Origin of the sequence: Burkholderia guangdongensis (assembly GCF_013403875.1) — a bacterium.
In the GTDB taxonomy this organism is placed as follows: Bacteria; Pseudomonadota; Gammaproteobacteria; order Burkholderiales; family Burkholderiaceae; genus Burkholderia; species Burkholderia guangdongensis.
This window is the reverse complement of the sequence record NZ_JACBNX010000004.1, coordinates 86,650-101,040: the sequence shown is the minus strand read 5'-3', so window position 1 is coordinate 101,040 and position 14,391 is coordinate 86,650. Positions and strand designations below refer to the sequence as shown.

Here is a 14,391-nt window from a genome sequence, read left to right as displayed (position 1 = left end):
GGGTTCGTGTCGCCCGTTCTGGCGGGCGGCGCTCTGTTCCGTGTGGCGTGCGGCTCACTGCGCGGCGCCGGCGTCGGCCGTCGCGGGAATCGGCGTGATCGAGATGTGCAGCCCGCATTCCTTCGTGTCGCGCGATTCCCACCACCAGCGTCCGGCCCGGCTGTCCTCGCCGGGGCGGATCGCGCGCGTACACGGCTCGCAGCCGATGCTCGGGTAGCCGCGCGCGTGCAGCGGATTGACCGGCACGTCGAACGCATTCAGGTAATCCCACACGTCCGTTTCCGTCCAGTCCGCGAGCGGGTTGTACTTCGCGATTCCGCGCGCGTCGTCCTGCTCCTCTTCGTGCAGCTCCGCGCGCGTGACCGACTGCTCGCGGCGCTGGCCGGTGACCCATGCGTCGACGTCGGCGAGCGCGCGATTCAGCGGCTCGACCTTGCGGATGTGGCAGCACGCCTTGCGCAGGTCGACGCTGTCGTAGAACGCGTTCGCGCCATGCTCGGCGACGTACTGGTCGACCGCATCCTGCCGCGGATGGAACTGCTCGATCTCGTAGCCGTAGCGCTCGCGCACGGTGTCGATCATGCCGAGCGTCTCCGCGTGCAGGCGGCCGGTGTTCAGCGAGAAGATGCCGATCGCGGCGCCATGCGACAGGATCGCGTGCGTGAGCAGCATGTCCTCGGCCGCAAGGCTGCTCGCGAGCTTCACGTTCGGGTGACGTTCGCCGATCCGCGCGAGCAGCGCGTCGAGCCGCTCGACCTTCGCCGCGAGCGCGGGCGAAAGCGCCGGTGCGTGCACGCCGCTCATGCGCCCGCCTTCGCGTCGGCCGAAGCCGCGGCGGCCGCCGCACGGCGGCGGAACAGCGGCTGCGTCTCGTCGACCGCGGTCTGGTAACGCACCGAGAACGCGCCGAACGCGTTCAGCGCGTCGTGGATGTCCTTGTCCGCGCGCACCGCGAACGCGTCAAAGCCGCAGCGCGCCATGTAGAACAGCTGGTCGCGCAGCACGTCGCCGATCGCGCGCAGCTCGCCCGTCCAGCCGTAGCGCTCGCGCAACAGGCGCGCGATGCTGTAGCCGCGGCCGTCCGCGAAGCGCGGGAACTCGACGCCGACGAGCGTGATCGCATCGAAGTCGGCGACGAGATCGGCCGGCTCGCTGTCCGGCGCGAGCCACACGCCGAGCTCGTCCTTCGCCTTCGCGGCGACGAGCGCCGCGCGCTCGGCCTGCCAGTACGCGAACGGCACCAGCACCTTGCCGGCCGGCAGCGCGTCGACCGCCGGCAGCGCGCCGTCCTCGGCCGCGCGCACGACCTGCCATGCGTCGTCGTCGATCACGGTGCGGTTCTTGATAATCGAAGCCATCTGCAAATTCCTTGTACCGGTGGGTTACGCGTGCGCGGGCTGGCGCGCGGCGTACACGCGCTCCTTGAACGGCGCGATGCCGATGCGATCAAACGTGTCGATGAAACGCTCGCCGTCGATGCGCGACTCGACGAACGTGTCGATCAGCTTCGCGACGACGCCCGGCACCTCTTCCGCCGAGAACGACGGGCCGATCACGCGGGCGAGGCGCGCGCCGTTGTTGCCCGTGCCCTGCTCGCCGCCGAGCGACACCTGATACCACTCCGCGCCATCCTTGTCGACACCGAGAATGCCGATGTTGCCGACGTGGTGGTGACCGCACGAGTTGATGCAGCCCGAGATGTTCAGCGACAGCTCGCCGAGGTCGTACACGAAGTCGAGATCGTCGAAGCGCTGCTGGATCGCGAGCGCGATCGGGATCGACTTCGCGTTCGCGAGCGAGCAGAAGTCGCCGCCCGGGCACGCGATGATGTCGGTCAGCAGGCCGACGTTCGGCGTCGCGAAACCGGCGGCCTTCGCCTTTTCCCACACCGCGTACAGATCCTTCTTCTTCACGTTCGCGAGAATCAGGTTCTGCTCGTGCGACACGCGCAGCTCGCCGAACGAGTATTCGTCCGCCCAGTCGGCGACCTGCTCCATCTGCTCGGCGCTCGCGTCGCCAGGCGCGACGCGATGGTCCTTCAGCGACAGCGTGACGGCCGCGTAGCCCGGCACCTTGTGCGACGCGACGTTGCGCTCGACCCAGCGCGCGAACGCGCGGCTCTCGAGCAGATGCTGCTCGAACGACGCGTCGGTGTCCGCGAGCTTTTCATACACGGGCGGCTGGAAGTACTGCGCGACGCGGTCGAACTCTTCCTGCGTCAGCGTCGACGGGCCGTCCTTCAAGTGCTGCCATTCTTCCTCGACCTGCTGCGAGAACTTCGCCGGCGACAGCGCCTTCACGAGGATCTTGATCCGCGCCTTGTACATGTTGTCGCGGCGGCCGTAGCGGTTGTACACGCGCAGCACGGCTTCGCAGTACGACAGCAGGTGCCGCCACGGCAGGTTTTCCCGGATGATCGCGCCGACGATCGGCGTGCGGCCGAGGCCACCGCCCGCGAGGATGCTCGCGACGACTTCGCCGTTCTCGTCCTTCTTCAGGTAGACGCCGAGGTCGTGGATCTGCACGGCCGCGCGGTCGGCCTTCGAGCCCGACACCGCGATCTTGAACTTGCGCGGCAGCCACGCGAACTCGGGGTGGAACGTCGACCACTGGCGCAGGATCTCGGCCCACGGACGCGGATCGATTTCCTCGTCCGCCGCGACACCGGCGAACTGGTCGGCGGTGATGTTGCGGATGCAGTTGCCGGACGTCTGGATCGCGTGCATCTGCACCGACGCGAGCTTCGCGAGGATCTCCGGCGTTTCCTCGAGCTGGATCCAGTTGAACTGCATGTTCGAACGGGTCGAGAAGTGACCGTAGCCGCGATCGTGCTCGCGGGCGATGCGCGCGAGCATGCGCAGCTGCTTGCTGCGCAGGTTGCCGTACGGAATCGCGATGCGGTGCATGTACGCGTGGCGCTGCAGGTACAGGCCGTTCTGCAGGCGCAGCGGACGGAACTCGTCCTCGCTCAGTTCGCCCGACAGGCGGCGGCGCACCTGATCGCGGTACTGCTCGACGCGCTCGTCGACGATCGTCTGGTCGTACTGGTCGTACTGATACATTCGGGAACCCCAGGGTTGTCTCGGTTGACCGCGCGGCGGCCTAGCCACGCCGCGCCCGACTCTCCGTACCGCCCGCGCGCCGCTGCGGCCCGCTCATGACGAATACAGATATCCATATTTGAAAAACTCCAGGCAATCGTAATAAACTCGCCTTATATTTCAAACGACTAAAAAATTCTGTTGATATGCGGAAGGGTTATAAATGAACCTGCACCAATTTCGCTTCGTGCGCGAGGCCGTCCGGCAGAATTTCAACCTCACCGAGGCGGCCAAGGCGCTCTTCACGTCGCAGCCGGGCGTGTCGAAGGCGATCATCGAGCTCGAGGACGAGCTCGGCGTCGAAATCTTCACCCGCCACGGCAAGCGCGTGCGCTCGCTGACCGAGCCCGGACGGATCATTCTCGCGTCGGTCGAGCGGATCCTGCAGGAGGTCGAAAGCCTGAGAAGGGTCGGAAAAGATTATGCGGCGCAGGATCAGGGCAACCTGACGATCGCGGCGACGCATACGCAGGCGCGCTACTCGCTGCCCGCGGCGATCGCCGAATTCAAGAAGCGCTTCCCGAAGGTGCATCTGTCGATCCTGCAGGGCAGCCCGACGCAGGTCGCCGAGATGGTGCTGCACGACCAGGCGGACCTCGCGGTCGCGACCGAGGCGATCGCCGACTACAAGGATCTCGTGTCGCTGCCGTGCTTCCAGTGGCACCACGCGGCCGTCGTGCCCGCCGATCACCCGCTGCTCGACCGCAAGACGCCGTCGCTCGACGATCTCGCGCAGTATCCGCTGATCACCTACGACGACGCGTTCGCCGGCCGCAAGAAGATCAACCAGGCGTTCGCGCTGCGCGGGCTGTCGCCGGATATCGTGCTCGAGGCGATCGACGCGGACGTGATCAAGACCTACGTCGAGCTCGGTCTCGGGGTCGGGATCATGGCCGACATCGCGTTCAATCCGGAGCGCGACCGCGGCCTGCGCGCGATTCCGGTCGGCCATCTGTTCGGCAGCAACGTGACGCGCGTCGCGCTGAAGCAGGGCGCGTATCTGCGCAGCTATGTGTATACGCTCGTCGAGCTGCTGTCGCCGACGATGACCCGCAGGCTGATCGAGCAGGCGCTCAAGGGCGAGGCGGAATCGTACGAGCTTTGAGCCTGCACGGCGACCCGTGGTGGGCGGCCCGCGGTGGGTGACCCGTGGCGGGGCCCATGGCGGCCCGCGCCATCATCCCGACAACAACCAGAAGGAGACCTCCGCATGACGCTTCCCGCCCTGCTTCGCCGCGTCGCCGCCGGCGCCGCCGTCGCGCTGACCTGCGCGGCCGCGCACGCCGACCTGAAGGTCGGCGTCGATCTGTCGACGACCGGCCCCGCCGCCGCGATCGGCCTGTCGAGCAAGAACGCGATCCTGATGTGGCCGAAGACGATCGCCGGCCAGAACGTGCAGGTGACGCTGCTCGACGACGGCTCCGATCCGGGCGCGGCGGTGCGCAACATCCGCCGGCTGGTGTCCGAGGACAAGGTCGACGTCGTGATCGGGCCGAACATCACGCCGGCCGCGCTCGCGGCGCTCGATCCGATCGCCGCCGCGCAGACCCCGATGATCACGCTGATCGGCTCGAACGCCGTCGTCGAGCCGCAGGAAGGCGCGCGGACCTGGGCGTTCCGGATGGCCCAAGGCGACCGCGCGATGGCCGACGTGATCACGCGCTACATGGCGAATCACGGCGTGAAGACCGTCGGCTTCATCGGCTTCGCGGACAGCTACGGCGACAGCTGGCTCAACGAGTTCACGCGCTTCGCGGCGCTGCGCCAGATCCGGATCGTCGCGACCGAGCGCTTCAACCGCACGGACGCGAGCGTCACCGGCCAGGCGCTGAAGCTGATCGCCGCGCGGCCGGACGCGATCCTGATCGCGGGCGCCGGCACGCCGGCGGTGCTGCCGCAGCGCACGCTGATCGAGCGCGGCTACCCGGGCCCGATCTACCAGACGCACGGGATCGCGACGCCGGAATTCATCCGGCTCGGCGGCAAGGACGTCGAGGGCACGCTGTTCCCGACGCAGCCGGTCGTCGTCGCGCGGACACTGCCGGCCGACCATCCGGCGCGCAAGGCGGCGCTCGCGTTCGTCGACGCGTACGACGCGAAGTACGGCCCGGGATCGGTCACGCAGTTCGCGGGCGACGCGGCGGGCGTCTATCCGCGCCTCGCGGACGCGGTCGGCCGCGCGCTGAAGACCGCGCAGCCGGGCACGCCGGCGTTCCGCGTCGCGCTGCGGCACGAGCTGGAGCGCGCGCATGAGCTCGTCGTGCCGAACGGCATCGTCAACACGAGCGAACAGGATCATGTGGGGCTCGATCAGCGCGCGAGCGTGATGGGGATCGTGAAGCACGGCGAATTCGTGTTTCTGAGTCAGTGACGGTGGCGAGCGACCGCGGGCTGCTTGCCCGGTAGCCGGTTTTCCGACATAATCCGTGGTTCGCCGCGCGCAATTGCACGCGCGGCACCGAACAAGCCCAGGTGGTGAAACTGGTAGACGCAGGGGACTCAAAATCCCCCGCCGCAAGGCGTGCCGGTTCGATTCCGGCCCTGGGCACCAGAAGATGTTCCGGCGAAAGCCGAAGAATTCCGATAAACCCCGCAAGATCAAGGTCTTGCGGGGTTTTTTCATTCCGGTATCGTTCGGTTGAGCCTAGGGCAGAAGTCATCCCAGTCAGAACGGCAGCGCGGTAGACGACCGACAGCACACATACCGCGCCGCCCCGATCACTTCCGCATCAGGTAGCCGGGGACGTCGCGCCCCCAGTAGATCTTCCCGTCCTTGTCCATCTTCCACGGATCAGACTGCGCGCGGTGACTGCGAGTCTCGTAGTCAACCGCGTCTTCCTTGAGACGGGCCGACTCGATTCGGCGGTGACGGCGATGCCATTGGGCCTTGTCCTGCGCTTCGGACTCCGCCGTTGTGACGCCGATGAACGGCGACTTCCGCCTGCTCCTGCTCATTTCGCACCTCAGTTTCGTAGGCTTAACGTGCGAAAGCCCGCTCGAGGCGGGCGATCAGGGGGTGCGCAATTTTGCGCAGCCGGGCAAACGATGAAGAGCCCCGCACAGCCTAGGCGATGTCTAATGCAGTGTCGGTTGATTGGCGGCCCTGGCAAGGGCGGAATATAGCATTGCACTCGCCATCGATCCGATGATTTGTTTTTCCGTTTCGGCTTTCATCAAATCCCCACGATCGTCGATGACAACACGTATCGTTGGCGTCTCTCCGGGTGCGCTTAACACATCGCCAAGCTTTCGCATCAAACCACCGGTAGCCTGTGGACTAGGACTGAGCACGTCTACAAGCTCACTTCCCCACATGAACTGGAAAGTGTATTCGTTATTCGAAATACCTTTTACCTTGGGATTCCGAACGATGGGTTGCTCGGGCCTGAGGACACGCAAGTAATGCTCAACATCATCGGCAAGGTTATTGACGGCCTCGGGAACACCGACCCACGCACGCTCCTGTTCGGCAAGTGCGAGCAAGCCGGCTATGTAGGTAGCTATCAACGTACTGGTGTTCTCAACCGGAGCAAGGGCGCGTATCTCGCCGTTTGCCTCAACGGTCATCCCGTGTTGCGTCAGCAGGTTACGGATTGCCGAGAGTCGTCGCCCGTTGAACGGGTCCGTTCCACTCGAACTGAGATGGAACAGTGTGTCCCCATTGTCACTGATAAGCGAATGGGTACCGTGTTCGATTACATAGAACGTGATCGCGCTGCCGTCAACGAAGCTGAACGGCGTCCCAATCTCGAACGCGCACTCTCCGTTCACCGTCTTAACGGCGCGGCAATCGTAAGCCAGCTTTTTGTGAAGCCATGCGCAATCGATGTTCATGATGTGTAGATACTTCCGTCGAAGCTGATGTTCGATCTTTTGCAGAATACTGCAAAAAATTCTTCCAGCGGGGTCTGGCAGGACAGCGTTACATCTTCAAGAGCGAGCGTCTCATCACCACGATGTTCATGCGGACCATAGAGCGGCCCACCCGGAGCGTTGTGGGATCGCTTGTGCGTCGGTTGCACCTCAATCTGATGTACTCGCCATTTCACGCCTTGACGAAGAACAAATAGCGTCGCTGTCGTTCGGCACGCGTCGATGATCAATGGGGCCTTAGTCTCGATCTCAACTGTCATACCGGGCAGCGTGGCACCGAGATCGTCTTCGGGCCGAAGAATCGCCAAAAGGTAGCCGGCATGATTCTTCCGAGCCTTGAGCTCCACGTCGCCACGTAAAATTTTCTTCATAGCGATCAATCGCTCAGCTTCGGCGCGCGAAAGGTCTGGCATGGCTTCAATTGTCAGATTGTCGTACGCGATCCCCGGCTCGCGATTAACCGTTCTCTGCAAGGCGGCATACCGCGCCTGCCAGTACGCGGTTGCGCGATTATATATCTGGATGTCCGCGTCGGAAGGTAGGCTAGCTCGCTAACATCATACGAATTACACGAAAGTTGAGCCAGATCAGAATCCATCCGCCGAGCCAGCGAAGACGAGGACCGGAGCCGAGACGGCGGCGCAGTACCACGTCTTTCCGGCACGATCCCTGCTCACCGCTGCCAAGGGTTGCGGCCACGGGATCGGTCGCCTAATCTTCACATAGCATTCGCGGGCCCCTATTGGCGTCGAGTGCGGTCGTCGCGCGAGGCTTTGATTCGTCGGCATTGCCTTACGGCAAGCTCTGACTTTCGGGGGAAGCGGGCATGACCGATGCCATCAGGCGACTGGGAAAATCGGCCTCACTCTGGATCGACATTGGACTGGGAACCGCCGCCGCGATGCTGATGCTGACGGCCGGCATCGGCGCGTTCGGCACCGCCCGCCTGTACGGCAACGAGGCCGAGGTCTTCCAGGCCAGCGAGCTGATCACCAATCTCGAACGGCTACTGTCGCTGGAACGCGATATGGAGGCCGGACAGCGCGGGTACGTGATCACCGGCAAGCCCGAGTACCTCGAGCCCTATCAGTCCGCGCTGCCGAAAGTCCAGCAACAGTTCGATCTCCTCGCGCCCGGCGTTCAGGGCGATGCCGTCCAGCAGCAGCGTCTCGCCGCGCTGCGCGTGCTGCTCGACAAAAAACAGGCGGAACTGGCCTCCACGATCGAGCTGCGGCAAGTCGAAGGTTTCCGCGCCGCACAGGCCATCGTGCTGAGCGATACCGGCAAGGCCTTCATGGATCAGGCGCGCGCGCTCGTCGACGATATGGAGCTCACCGCGCTGGAACGTCTGACCGCCCTGCGCGCCACCGCCACGACGACACGCGACCTGGCGATCACGGCCGGGCTCGCCGCCGGCGTGCTGACCCTGACGGTGTGTCTGTCGTTCGGCTACCTGATGCGCCGTCTGCTGCTGGGTGAAGCCCGAGCCGCGACCCGCCTCTTCGAGCAGCGGGAGTTGCTCCGCGTCACGCTGTCGAGCATCGGCGACGGCGTCGTCGCCACGGACGTCGACGGCCGCATCACGTTCTTCAACCGGGTCGCCGAGCAACTGACCGGCTGGCAGAGCCACACCGCGGTGGGCCAGCCCATCGCCGGCGTGCTGACCCTGAAACATGCGTCGACGCAGGAAAACGTCCCCAATCCGGCGCTGATCGCGCTCGAGGAGCGGCAAACCACCAACCTCGCCGGCCGGACCCGGCTGGTCAGCCGCGACGGCACGGAAACACGGGTGGACGGCAACGGCGCGCCGACCTTCGACGAAGCGGGGAAGCTGGTCGGCTCGGTTCTCGTCGTGCGGGACGTGTCCGAGCGCGAGCGCGCCGAGGAGCGTTTCCGGCTTGCGGTGGAAGCGGCCCCCAACGCGATGATCATGGTGAACGGCGAAGGCCGGATCGTGCTGGTCAACTCGCAGGCCGAAAAACTGTTCGGCTACCCGCGCAGCGACATGATCGGGCAAAGCATCGACCTGCTGGTGCCCGAGCGCTTTCGCGCCGCGCATGCCGACCACCGTTCCGCGTTTTTCGGCAGGCCGCACACCCGGCCGATGGGAGTCGGCCGCGACCTCTATGGCGTGCGCCACGACGGCACGGAATTCCCGGTGGAAATCGGTCTCAACCCGATCAACACGTCGGACGGCATGCTCGTGCTCAGCGCGATTGCCGACATCACCGAGCGCAAGCGCGCCGAGCGCGAATTGCGTCTGCGCAGCGAGGAACTGGCCCGTTCGAACAGGGATCTCGAGCAGTTCGCCTATGTGGCCTCGCACGATCTGCAGGAGCCATTGCGCGCCGTGGCGGGCCCGCTGCAGCTGCTGCAGCGCCGCTATCGCGGGCAACTGGACGAGCGGGCCGACGAGTTCATCGGCCACGCGGTGGATGGCGCGACGCGGATGCAGTCGCTGATCGACGATCTGCTCAGCTATTCGCGCGTCGGACGGCTCGAAAACCCGCGGCAGCCGACCGACGTCGAACAGGTGCTCGACGACGCGCTCAGGAATCTGAGCGCCGCGATACGGGACGCGCAAGCGGAAATCAGCCGCGATCCGCTTCCGGTCGTTCCGGCGATTGCCACCCAGGTCACACTGCTGTTCCAGAATCTGGTGGGCAATGCGCTCAAATTCCGCAGCGCGGAACGCCCGGTGCGCATTCACGTGGGCGCGCAAACCCGGGACGGCGCATGGGTGTTCCACGTGCGCGACAACGGCATCGGAATCGACCCGCAGTATTACGAGCGGATCTTTCTGATCTTCCAGCGGCTGCATACCCGCCGCGAGTATCCTGGCACGGGGCTGGGGCTCGCGTTGTGCAAACGGATCGTCGAGCACCATGGCGGCCACATCTGGGTCGAATCCCTGCCCGGGCAGGGCACCACGTTCTTCTTCACGCTGCGCGGGCCGGCCGGCGATGACCGCGATGGCGGCACAACCTGACAAAGAGGTAGCCGATGATTGCCGATGCGAATGGAAATCTGGTCGAGATCCTGCTGGTGGAAGACAGTCCAAGCGACGTGCTGATGACCCGCGAGGCGCTCGAGTATTACAAGGTGCTCAATCCCCTCCACGTCGTCGACGACGGCGTGATGGCCATGGAATACCTGAGGCGGCAGGGGCCGTATGCGAACGCGCGGCGGCCGGGGCTGATCATCCTCGACCTCAACCTGCCGAGGAAGAGCGGGCGGGAAGTGCTTCAGGAACTCAAGAGCGACCCGTCGCTCGCGACGATTCCGGTCGTCATCCTGACCACCTCCAAATCGGAAGAAGACGTGATGAAATCCTACGGCCTTCATGCCAACTGCTATATCAGCAAGCCGGTGGACTTCGAGAAGTTCACCGAAGTCGTGCGCAACATCAACGCCTTCTGGCTGGGTGTCGTCACTTTGCCGCCGACCAAGCCATGAACACGTCGCCGCGAATCGTCGAGATCCTGCTCGTGGAAGACAGCCCGACCGATGCGTTGCTGATCCACGAGGCATTCTCCGACGTAACCGATTTCGAACCCCGGCTGGCGCACGCCGAGCTGATGTCGCAAGCGGTTGCCCACGCGCAGACCTCCCGCTGCGACGTCGTGCTGCTCGACCTCGGCCTGCCCGATGCTCAGGGGCTCGACTCGTTCCGCACGCTGCACCGGCAGATACCCGACGTGCCCGTGCTCGTGCTCACGGGGCTGGACGACGTGCTGGTCGGACTGCAGGCGATTCAGGAAGGCGCGCAGGACTATCTGCTCAAGAAGGAGATCGAGCCGTCGCTGCTCAGCCGGGCGGTCCGCTATGCGATCGAACGGCACCGCGTCGCCGCCGCGCTGTCGGCCAGCGAGGAACGGTTTCAACTGGCGGTGAGCGGCGCGACGGCGGGGCTGTGGGATTGGAACCTGAAAACGGGCGCGGTCTATTTTTCGCCGCATTTCAGGACGATCACGGGGATCGGCGCGGGCGCGCTGCCCGACGAGATGCGTGCGCATCAGGATGCGATCCACCCGGACGACCGGAATCGCGCCACCCAGGCCCTCGAAGCGCATCTGGAGCACGGGCATGCGTACGACGTCGAATATCGCGTGCGCATGCCGTCGAACGGCTTTCGCTGGATCCAGTCGCGCGGGCAGGCGCTGTGGAACAGCGCCGGCGAGCCGTACCGGATGGTGGGCTGGATCATGGATGTGACGGACCGCAAGCGCGACGAAGACGCGCTGCGGATCTCGCGCGAAGAGCTGCGCCGCCTGTCCGCGCATATCCAGCATATCCGCGAGGAGGAAAAGACACGCATCGCGCGCGAACTGCACGACGACCTCGGCCAGCAGCTGACCGCGCTGAAGATGGCCGTCATTCTGGTCGGAGACGAACTGAAGCGCGCGGCGCCGGCGGCAGGTGCGAGCCATCTGCCGGATGTGTATTCGCTGATCGACCAGTTGCTCGACTCGGTGCGGCGGATCGCGGCGGATCTGCGCCCCGTGATGCTGGACGATCTCGGCCTGATTCCGGCGATCGAGTGGCTGACGAGCCAGTTTTCGGCGCGCTATGGCGTGCAGGTGCAGCGCCGCTTCGACGCGGATGACATCGCGTTCAGCCGCGAAAGCGTCACCGAGGTATTCCGCATGGTTCAGGAAGCGCTGACGAACGTGGTGCGCCATTCCGGCGCGACGGAAGTCACGCTCGACATCGTCCGCGACAAAACCCACTGCATTGTGCGCGTCGCCGACAACGGCCGCGGCACCGCGCGCGACATACGCCCGGGCCCGCACTCACTCGGCCTGCTCGGGATGCGCGAGCGCGCCACGCGGCTGGGCGGCGAAATCCGGATCGGCACGGCGCCCGGTTCCGGTTTCGAGCTCGTGATCACGTTGCCGCTCGCCGTTGTCGAGGCGCCTAATCGCGAATGACGGCGGGCAATGACGGCGGCGCATCGCCGATCCCTGCGGCGATGAGGCTTCTGGCCAGTTCGCGCAGCAGGTGCTGTGTCAGCGCCCCGGCGCCGCCTTCGGCGAGGCGCAGGAGTTCGATCAGGTCGTGGGCAGAGTGGCTCATTTGGATCCCCCGGTGCGGCGCTCGGACGATGGCCGCGTTTTCTCTCGAAATCTTTTTGTTGTGATTCAAGTATCGGAGAGCGCCCGCGGGAAAAAAATCAGACGGCGCTGAAGATCGCGTAGTCCAGTGGGTGTGGGTGTCGGCGTTTTCCTACACGGCCGCACAAGCGCCCCTCCGCAACGCGCCCCCACGCCCGATGCGGGTAGAATGCGCGCGCTATGGATCTCGAAAGCATTCTCTTCACGCAGGGCTTCGGCTCGCGCCGCCAGTGCCGCGGCCTGATCGAGGCGGCGCGCGTCGAAATCGATGGCGCGGCCCGCTCCGACCCCGACGCGACGTTCGACACAGCCGGCCTCGTGTTCTCGGTCGACGGCATCGCATGGCCGTTCCACGCGCGCGCCTACCTGATGCTCAACAAGCCGGCCGGCTACGAATGCTCGCGCGATCCGCAGCATCATGCGAGCGTGTTCAGCCTGCTGCCGGCGCCGCTCGTCGCACGCGGCGTGCAGTGCGTCGGCCGGCTCGACCAGGACACGACCGGCCTGCTGCTGCTGTCCGACGACGGCCAGTTCGTGCACGCGTACACGTCGCCGAAGCGCAAGGTGCCGAAGACCTACGTCGCGACCGTCCGCCATCCGCTCGACGACGCGCAGCTCGGCGCGCTGCGCGCCGGCGTCGCGCTGCACGGCGAACCGAAGCCGCTCGCGGCCGTGGCCGCCGACGCGCGCGACACGCACCAGCTCGCGCTGACCGTGCTCGAAGGCAAATATCATCAAGTGAAACGCATGGTCGCCGCCGCGAGCAATCGCGTCGACGCGCTGCACCGTGAAAGCATCGGCGGCCTCGCGCTGCCCGATGCGCTCGCGCCCGGCGCGTGGCGCTGGCTCGGCGACGCCGATCTCGCGGCGCTGCGCGCGCCGCCGCCCGCCGCCGGATAACCGCCCGCCGCGCCGGCCCCGCGCTGGCCCCGCGCTGGCCTCGCGCTGGCCCCGCGCGGGCTCCGCGCGGGCTCCGCCCCCGCATGCTGCGCGGCAGCATGGCATCGCCGGATGTGGCTCCTATACTCGATTTACAAGCAGAAAAAAAGCAATAGGGGAGCCATCATGCCAATCCACAATCCGTTCGAAGTGACGTATGGGCTGCTCGCGGTCGCGGCGCTCGGCGCGATCGCCATCGCCGCGCTGACGGCGGCGATGCACGTGAAGCACAAATCCTATCCGGGCCTGATCGGCGCGCTCGTCGGCGCACTGCTCTGCTTCCTGCTGATCGAGGCGCTACCGGCGCTGACCTGACGCGCCGTCGCGCGCGGCGGCCCTTAAAAAGTCGTCGACGGTCGGATAGCGCAGCGTCACGCGCAGCTCGCGCTTGAGCCGCGCGTTGCGCAGCCGGCGCGATTCGCGCATGAACGACAGCAGCGTCGGCTCGAGCTGCCGCTGAGCATCCGCGCGGCTCACGCGCGGCGGCGGCGGCAGGCCGAATGCGTGCGCGACGCGATCGAAATAGTCCCCCATCCGCAACTCGCTGTCGTCCGACGCGTGCACCACGCGCGCCGGCCGGCCCCGCACCGCCGCACGCAGCAGGATCGTCGCGAGATCGTCCGCATGGATGTGGTTCGTGTAGACGTCGTCGGCGCGCGCGAGCGCCGGCGTGCCGCGTTCGAGGCGCGCGATCGGCAGCCGGTTCGCCGCGTAGATCCCCGGAATCCGCACGATCCGCGCCGAGATCGCGCCGCGCGCGGTCGCCGCGCGCAGTTGCTGCTCCGCCGATACGCGCCGAAACGCGCGCGGATTCGCCGGGCACAAAGGATGCGTTTCGTCAACCCATGCCCCGCCGCAATCGCCGTAAACGCCGCTCGTGCTCGCATAAACGAGCGTCGGCCCGCGAAGCCCGTCGGGTACAATACGCGCTGCCTGCAAGGGCGAGCCGGCCGACCGGGCCGCCGCGCGCCCGGGCCGCAGCCTGCCCCTGCCGTATGACGGCACCGGCACCGGCTGACGCGCTCGTCGCCGCGCATGCGCGGCCAGCGCCGCGACGAGCGCGCGCGTGCGCAAGTCGTCGGTACCGTGCGGACGAGGCGGTGCGAGATGCAGGATCGTGCGCGCGATGCCGGCCACGCGCGCGAGCGTCGCCCGGCGATCGAGGTCGCCGACGAGCGGCGTCGCGCCCGCCGCGCGCAGCTCGGCCCGCCGGGCCGGATCGTGCGTCAGCGCGACGATCCGCACGGCGCCGCGGCGCGCGCGCAGTTGCTCGATGCAGCGCAGGCCGACGTCGCCGCAGCCGACGATCAGCAGGCGCGGCCGACGCAGAATTCGTGTTGCGATCATGATGGTGGCGAAATCAG

The 14,391-nt window shown here is 66.3% G+C and carries 15 protein-coding genes and 1 tRNA gene; 8 read left to right on the top strand and 8 right to left on the bottom strand.

From position 1 onward, the window contains the following. Positions 1-54 precede the first annotated feature (54 nt). The 3 genes from HZI36_RS05340 to HZI36_RS05330 are packed head-to-tail and all read right to left on the bottom strand — an operon-like array spanning position 55 to position 3,062. A complete protein-coding gene (locus HZI36_RS05340; protein ID WP_179401590.1) occupies positions 55-804 on the bottom strand; it encodes a phosphoadenylyl-sulfate reductase in 750 nt (249 codons plus the stop codon). After that, on the bottom strand, positions 801-1,358 hold the full coding sequence (locus HZI36_RS05335) for a DUF934 domain-containing protein (RefSeq protein WP_179401589.1): 558 nt from the start codon (positions 1,356-1,358) through the stop codon (positions 801-803). Before HZI36_RS05335 ends, HZI36_RS05340 begins: the two co-directional genes overlap by 4 nt. Positions 1,359-1,382: 24 nt before the next feature. Continuing rightward, complete coding sequence (locus HZI36_RS05330) at positions 1,383-3,062, bottom strand: nitrite/sulfite reductase (protein ID WP_179401588.1); 1,680 nt, start codon at positions 3,060-3,062, stop codon at positions 1,383-1,385. Between the two features lie 202 nt (positions 3,063-3,264). Between HZI36_RS05330 and HZI36_RS05325 the strand changes: the two genes are divergently transcribed. The 3 genes from HZI36_RS05325 (at position 3,265) to HZI36_RS05315 (ending at position 5,652) form a co-directional block, all read left to right on the top strand. After that, complete coding sequence (locus tag HZI36_RS05325) at positions 3,265-4,206, top strand: CysB family HTH-type transcriptional regulator (RefSeq protein ID WP_179401587.1); 942 nt, start codon at positions 3,265-3,267, stop codon at positions 4,204-4,206. A 105-nt stretch (positions 4,207-4,311) separates the two neighbouring features. Further along, positions 4,312-5,472 (top strand): ABC transporter substrate-binding protein, encoded by a 1,161-nt coding sequence (locus HZI36_RS05320; protein WP_179401586.1) that lies wholly within the window; start codon positions 4,312-4,314, stop codon positions 5,470-5,472. A gap of 95 nt (positions 5,473-5,567) precedes the next feature. Continuing rightward, a tRNA-Leu gene (locus HZI36_RS05315) sits at positions 5,568-5,652 on the top strand. Between the two features lie 167 nt (positions 5,653-5,819). Here the strand turns inward: HZI36_RS05315 and HZI36_RS05310 are convergent. From HZI36_RS05310 to HZI36_RS05300, 3 genes are all read right to left on the bottom strand, one after another. Next, complete coding sequence (locus tag HZI36_RS05310) at positions 5,820-6,056, bottom strand: hypothetical protein (protein ID WP_179401585.1); 237 nt, start codon at positions 6,054-6,056, stop codon at positions 5,820-5,822. A 120-nt stretch (positions 6,057-6,176) separates the two neighbouring features. Further along, positions 6,177-6,935, bottom strand: a complete 759-nt coding sequence (locus HZI36_RS05305; RefSeq protein WP_179401584.1) for a DUF1828 domain-containing protein — start codon at positions 6,933-6,935, stop codon at positions 6,177-6,179. After that, positions 6,932-7,447: a hypothetical protein gene (locus HZI36_RS05300; RefSeq protein WP_246326971.1), complete on the bottom strand. Its 516-nt coding sequence runs from the start codon at positions 7,445-7,447 to the stop codon at positions 6,932-6,934. Before HZI36_RS05300 ends, HZI36_RS05305 begins: the two co-directional genes overlap by 4 nt. A gap of 353 nt (positions 7,448-7,800) precedes the next feature. Here HZI36_RS05300 and HZI36_RS05295 point away from each other — a divergent pair, with 353 nt between their 5' ends. Genes HZI36_RS05295 through HZI36_RS05285 form a run of 3 tightly spaced genes read left to right on the top strand, consistent with a single transcriptional unit; the run spans position 7,801 to position 11,905 of the window. Beyond that, complete coding sequence (locus HZI36_RS05295; protein WP_179401583.1) at positions 7,801-9,963, top strand: sensor histidine kinase; 2,163 nt, start codon at positions 7,801-7,803, stop codon at positions 9,961-9,963. A 14-nt stretch (positions 9,964-9,977) separates the two neighbouring features. Beyond that, positions 9,978-10,430 (top strand): response regulator, encoded by a 453-nt coding sequence (locus HZI36_RS05290; RefSeq protein WP_179401582.1) that lies wholly within the window; start codon positions 9,978-9,980, stop codon positions 10,428-10,430. Then, positions 10,427-11,905, top strand: coding sequence for a hybrid sensor histidine kinase/response regulator (locus tag HZI36_RS05285; RefSeq protein ID WP_179401581.1), 1,479 nt, complete (start codon positions 10,427-10,429; stop codon positions 11,903-11,905). The genes HZI36_RS05290 and HZI36_RS05285 overlap by 4 nt, the downstream gene beginning before the upstream one ends. Here HZI36_RS05285 and HZI36_RS05280 read toward each other — a convergent pair. Next, entirely contained in the window at positions 11,892-12,050 is a 159-nt protein-coding gene (locus tag HZI36_RS05280; RefSeq protein WP_179401580.1) for a hypothetical protein, read from the bottom strand. The two genes, HZI36_RS05285 and HZI36_RS05280, sit on opposite strands and share 14 nt — an antisense overlap. A 218-nt stretch (positions 12,051-12,268) precedes the next feature. Here HZI36_RS05280 and HZI36_RS05275 point away from each other — a divergent pair, with 218 nt between their 5' ends. Both HZI36_RS05275 and HZI36_RS05270 read left to right on the top strand, forming a co-directional pair. Then, positions 12,269-12,988: a 16S rRNA pseudouridine(516) synthase gene (locus HZI36_RS05275; protein ID WP_179401579.1), complete on the top strand. Its 720-nt coding sequence runs from the start codon at positions 12,269-12,271 to the stop codon at positions 12,986-12,988. Between the two features lie 165 nt (positions 12,989-13,153). Beyond that, complete coding sequence (locus HZI36_RS05270) at positions 13,154-13,342, top strand: hypothetical protein (RefSeq protein ID WP_179401578.1); 189 nt, start codon at positions 13,154-13,156, stop codon at positions 13,340-13,342. Here HZI36_RS05270 and HZI36_RS05265 read toward each other — a convergent pair. Then, positions 13,325-14,374: an NAD-dependent epimerase/dehydratase family protein gene (locus tag HZI36_RS05265; RefSeq protein WP_179401577.1), complete on the bottom strand. Its 1,050-nt coding sequence runs from the start codon at positions 14,372-14,374 to the stop codon at positions 13,325-13,327. The two genes, HZI36_RS05270 and HZI36_RS05265, sit on opposite strands and share 18 nt — an antisense overlap. Positions 14,375-14,391: the final 17 nt, after the last annotated feature.

What these genes read in the sequence shown, in the direction of transcription:
- HZI36_RS05340 (WP_179401590.1), bottom strand. Translation starts at nt 804, where the DNA reads ATGAGCGGCGTGCACGCACCGGCGCTTTCGCCCGCGCTCGCGGCGAAG.
- HZI36_RS05335 (WP_179401589.1), bottom strand. Translation starts at nt 1,358, where the DNA reads ATGGCTTCGATTATCAAGAACCGCACCGTGATCGACGACGACGCATGG.
- HZI36_RS05330 (WP_179401588.1), bottom strand. Translation starts at nt 3,062, where the DNA reads ATGTATCAGTACGACCAGTACGACCAGACGATCGTCGACGAGCGCGTC.
- HZI36_RS05325 (WP_179401587.1), top strand. Translation starts at nt 3,265, where the DNA reads ATGAACCTGCACCAATTTCGCTTCGTGCGCGAGGCCGTCCGGCAGAAT.
- HZI36_RS05320 (WP_179401586.1), top strand. Translation starts at nt 4,312, where the DNA reads ATGACGCTTCCCGCCCTGCTTCGCCGCGTCGCCGCCGGCGCCGCCGTC.
- HZI36_RS05310 (WP_179401585.1), bottom strand. Translation starts at nt 6,056, where the DNA reads ATGAGCAGGAGCAGGCGGAAGTCGCCGTTCATCGGCGTCACAACGGCG.
- HZI36_RS05305 (WP_179401584.1), bottom strand. Translation starts at nt 6,935, where the DNA reads ATGAACATCGATTGCGCATGGCTTCACAAAAAGCTGGCTTACGATTGC.
- HZI36_RS05295 (WP_179401583.1), top strand. Translation starts at nt 7,801, where the DNA reads ATGACCGATGCCATCAGGCGACTGGGAAAATCGGCCTCACTCTGGATC.
- HZI36_RS05290 (WP_179401582.1), top strand. Translation starts at nt 9,978, where the DNA reads ATGATTGCCGATGCGAATGGAAATCTGGTCGAGATCCTGCTGGTGGAA.
- HZI36_RS05285 (WP_179401581.1), top strand. Translation starts at nt 10,427, where the DNA reads ATGAACACGTCGCCGCGAATCGTCGAGATCCTGCTCGTGGAAGACAGC.
- HZI36_RS05280 (WP_179401580.1), bottom strand. Translation starts at nt 12,050, where the DNA reads ATGAGCCACTCTGCCCACGACCTGATCGAACTCCTGCGCCTCGCCGAA.
- HZI36_RS05275 (WP_179401579.1), top strand. Translation starts at nt 12,269, where the DNA reads ATGGATCTCGAAAGCATTCTCTTCACGCAGGGCTTCGGCTCGCGCCGC.
- HZI36_RS05270 (WP_179401578.1), top strand. Translation starts at nt 13,154, where the DNA reads ATGCCAATCCACAATCCGTTCGAAGTGACGTATGGGCTGCTCGCGGTC.
- HZI36_RS05265 (WP_179401577.1), bottom strand. Translation starts at nt 14,374, where the DNA reads ATGATCGCAACACGAATTCTGCGTCGGCCGCGCCTGCTGATCGTCGGC.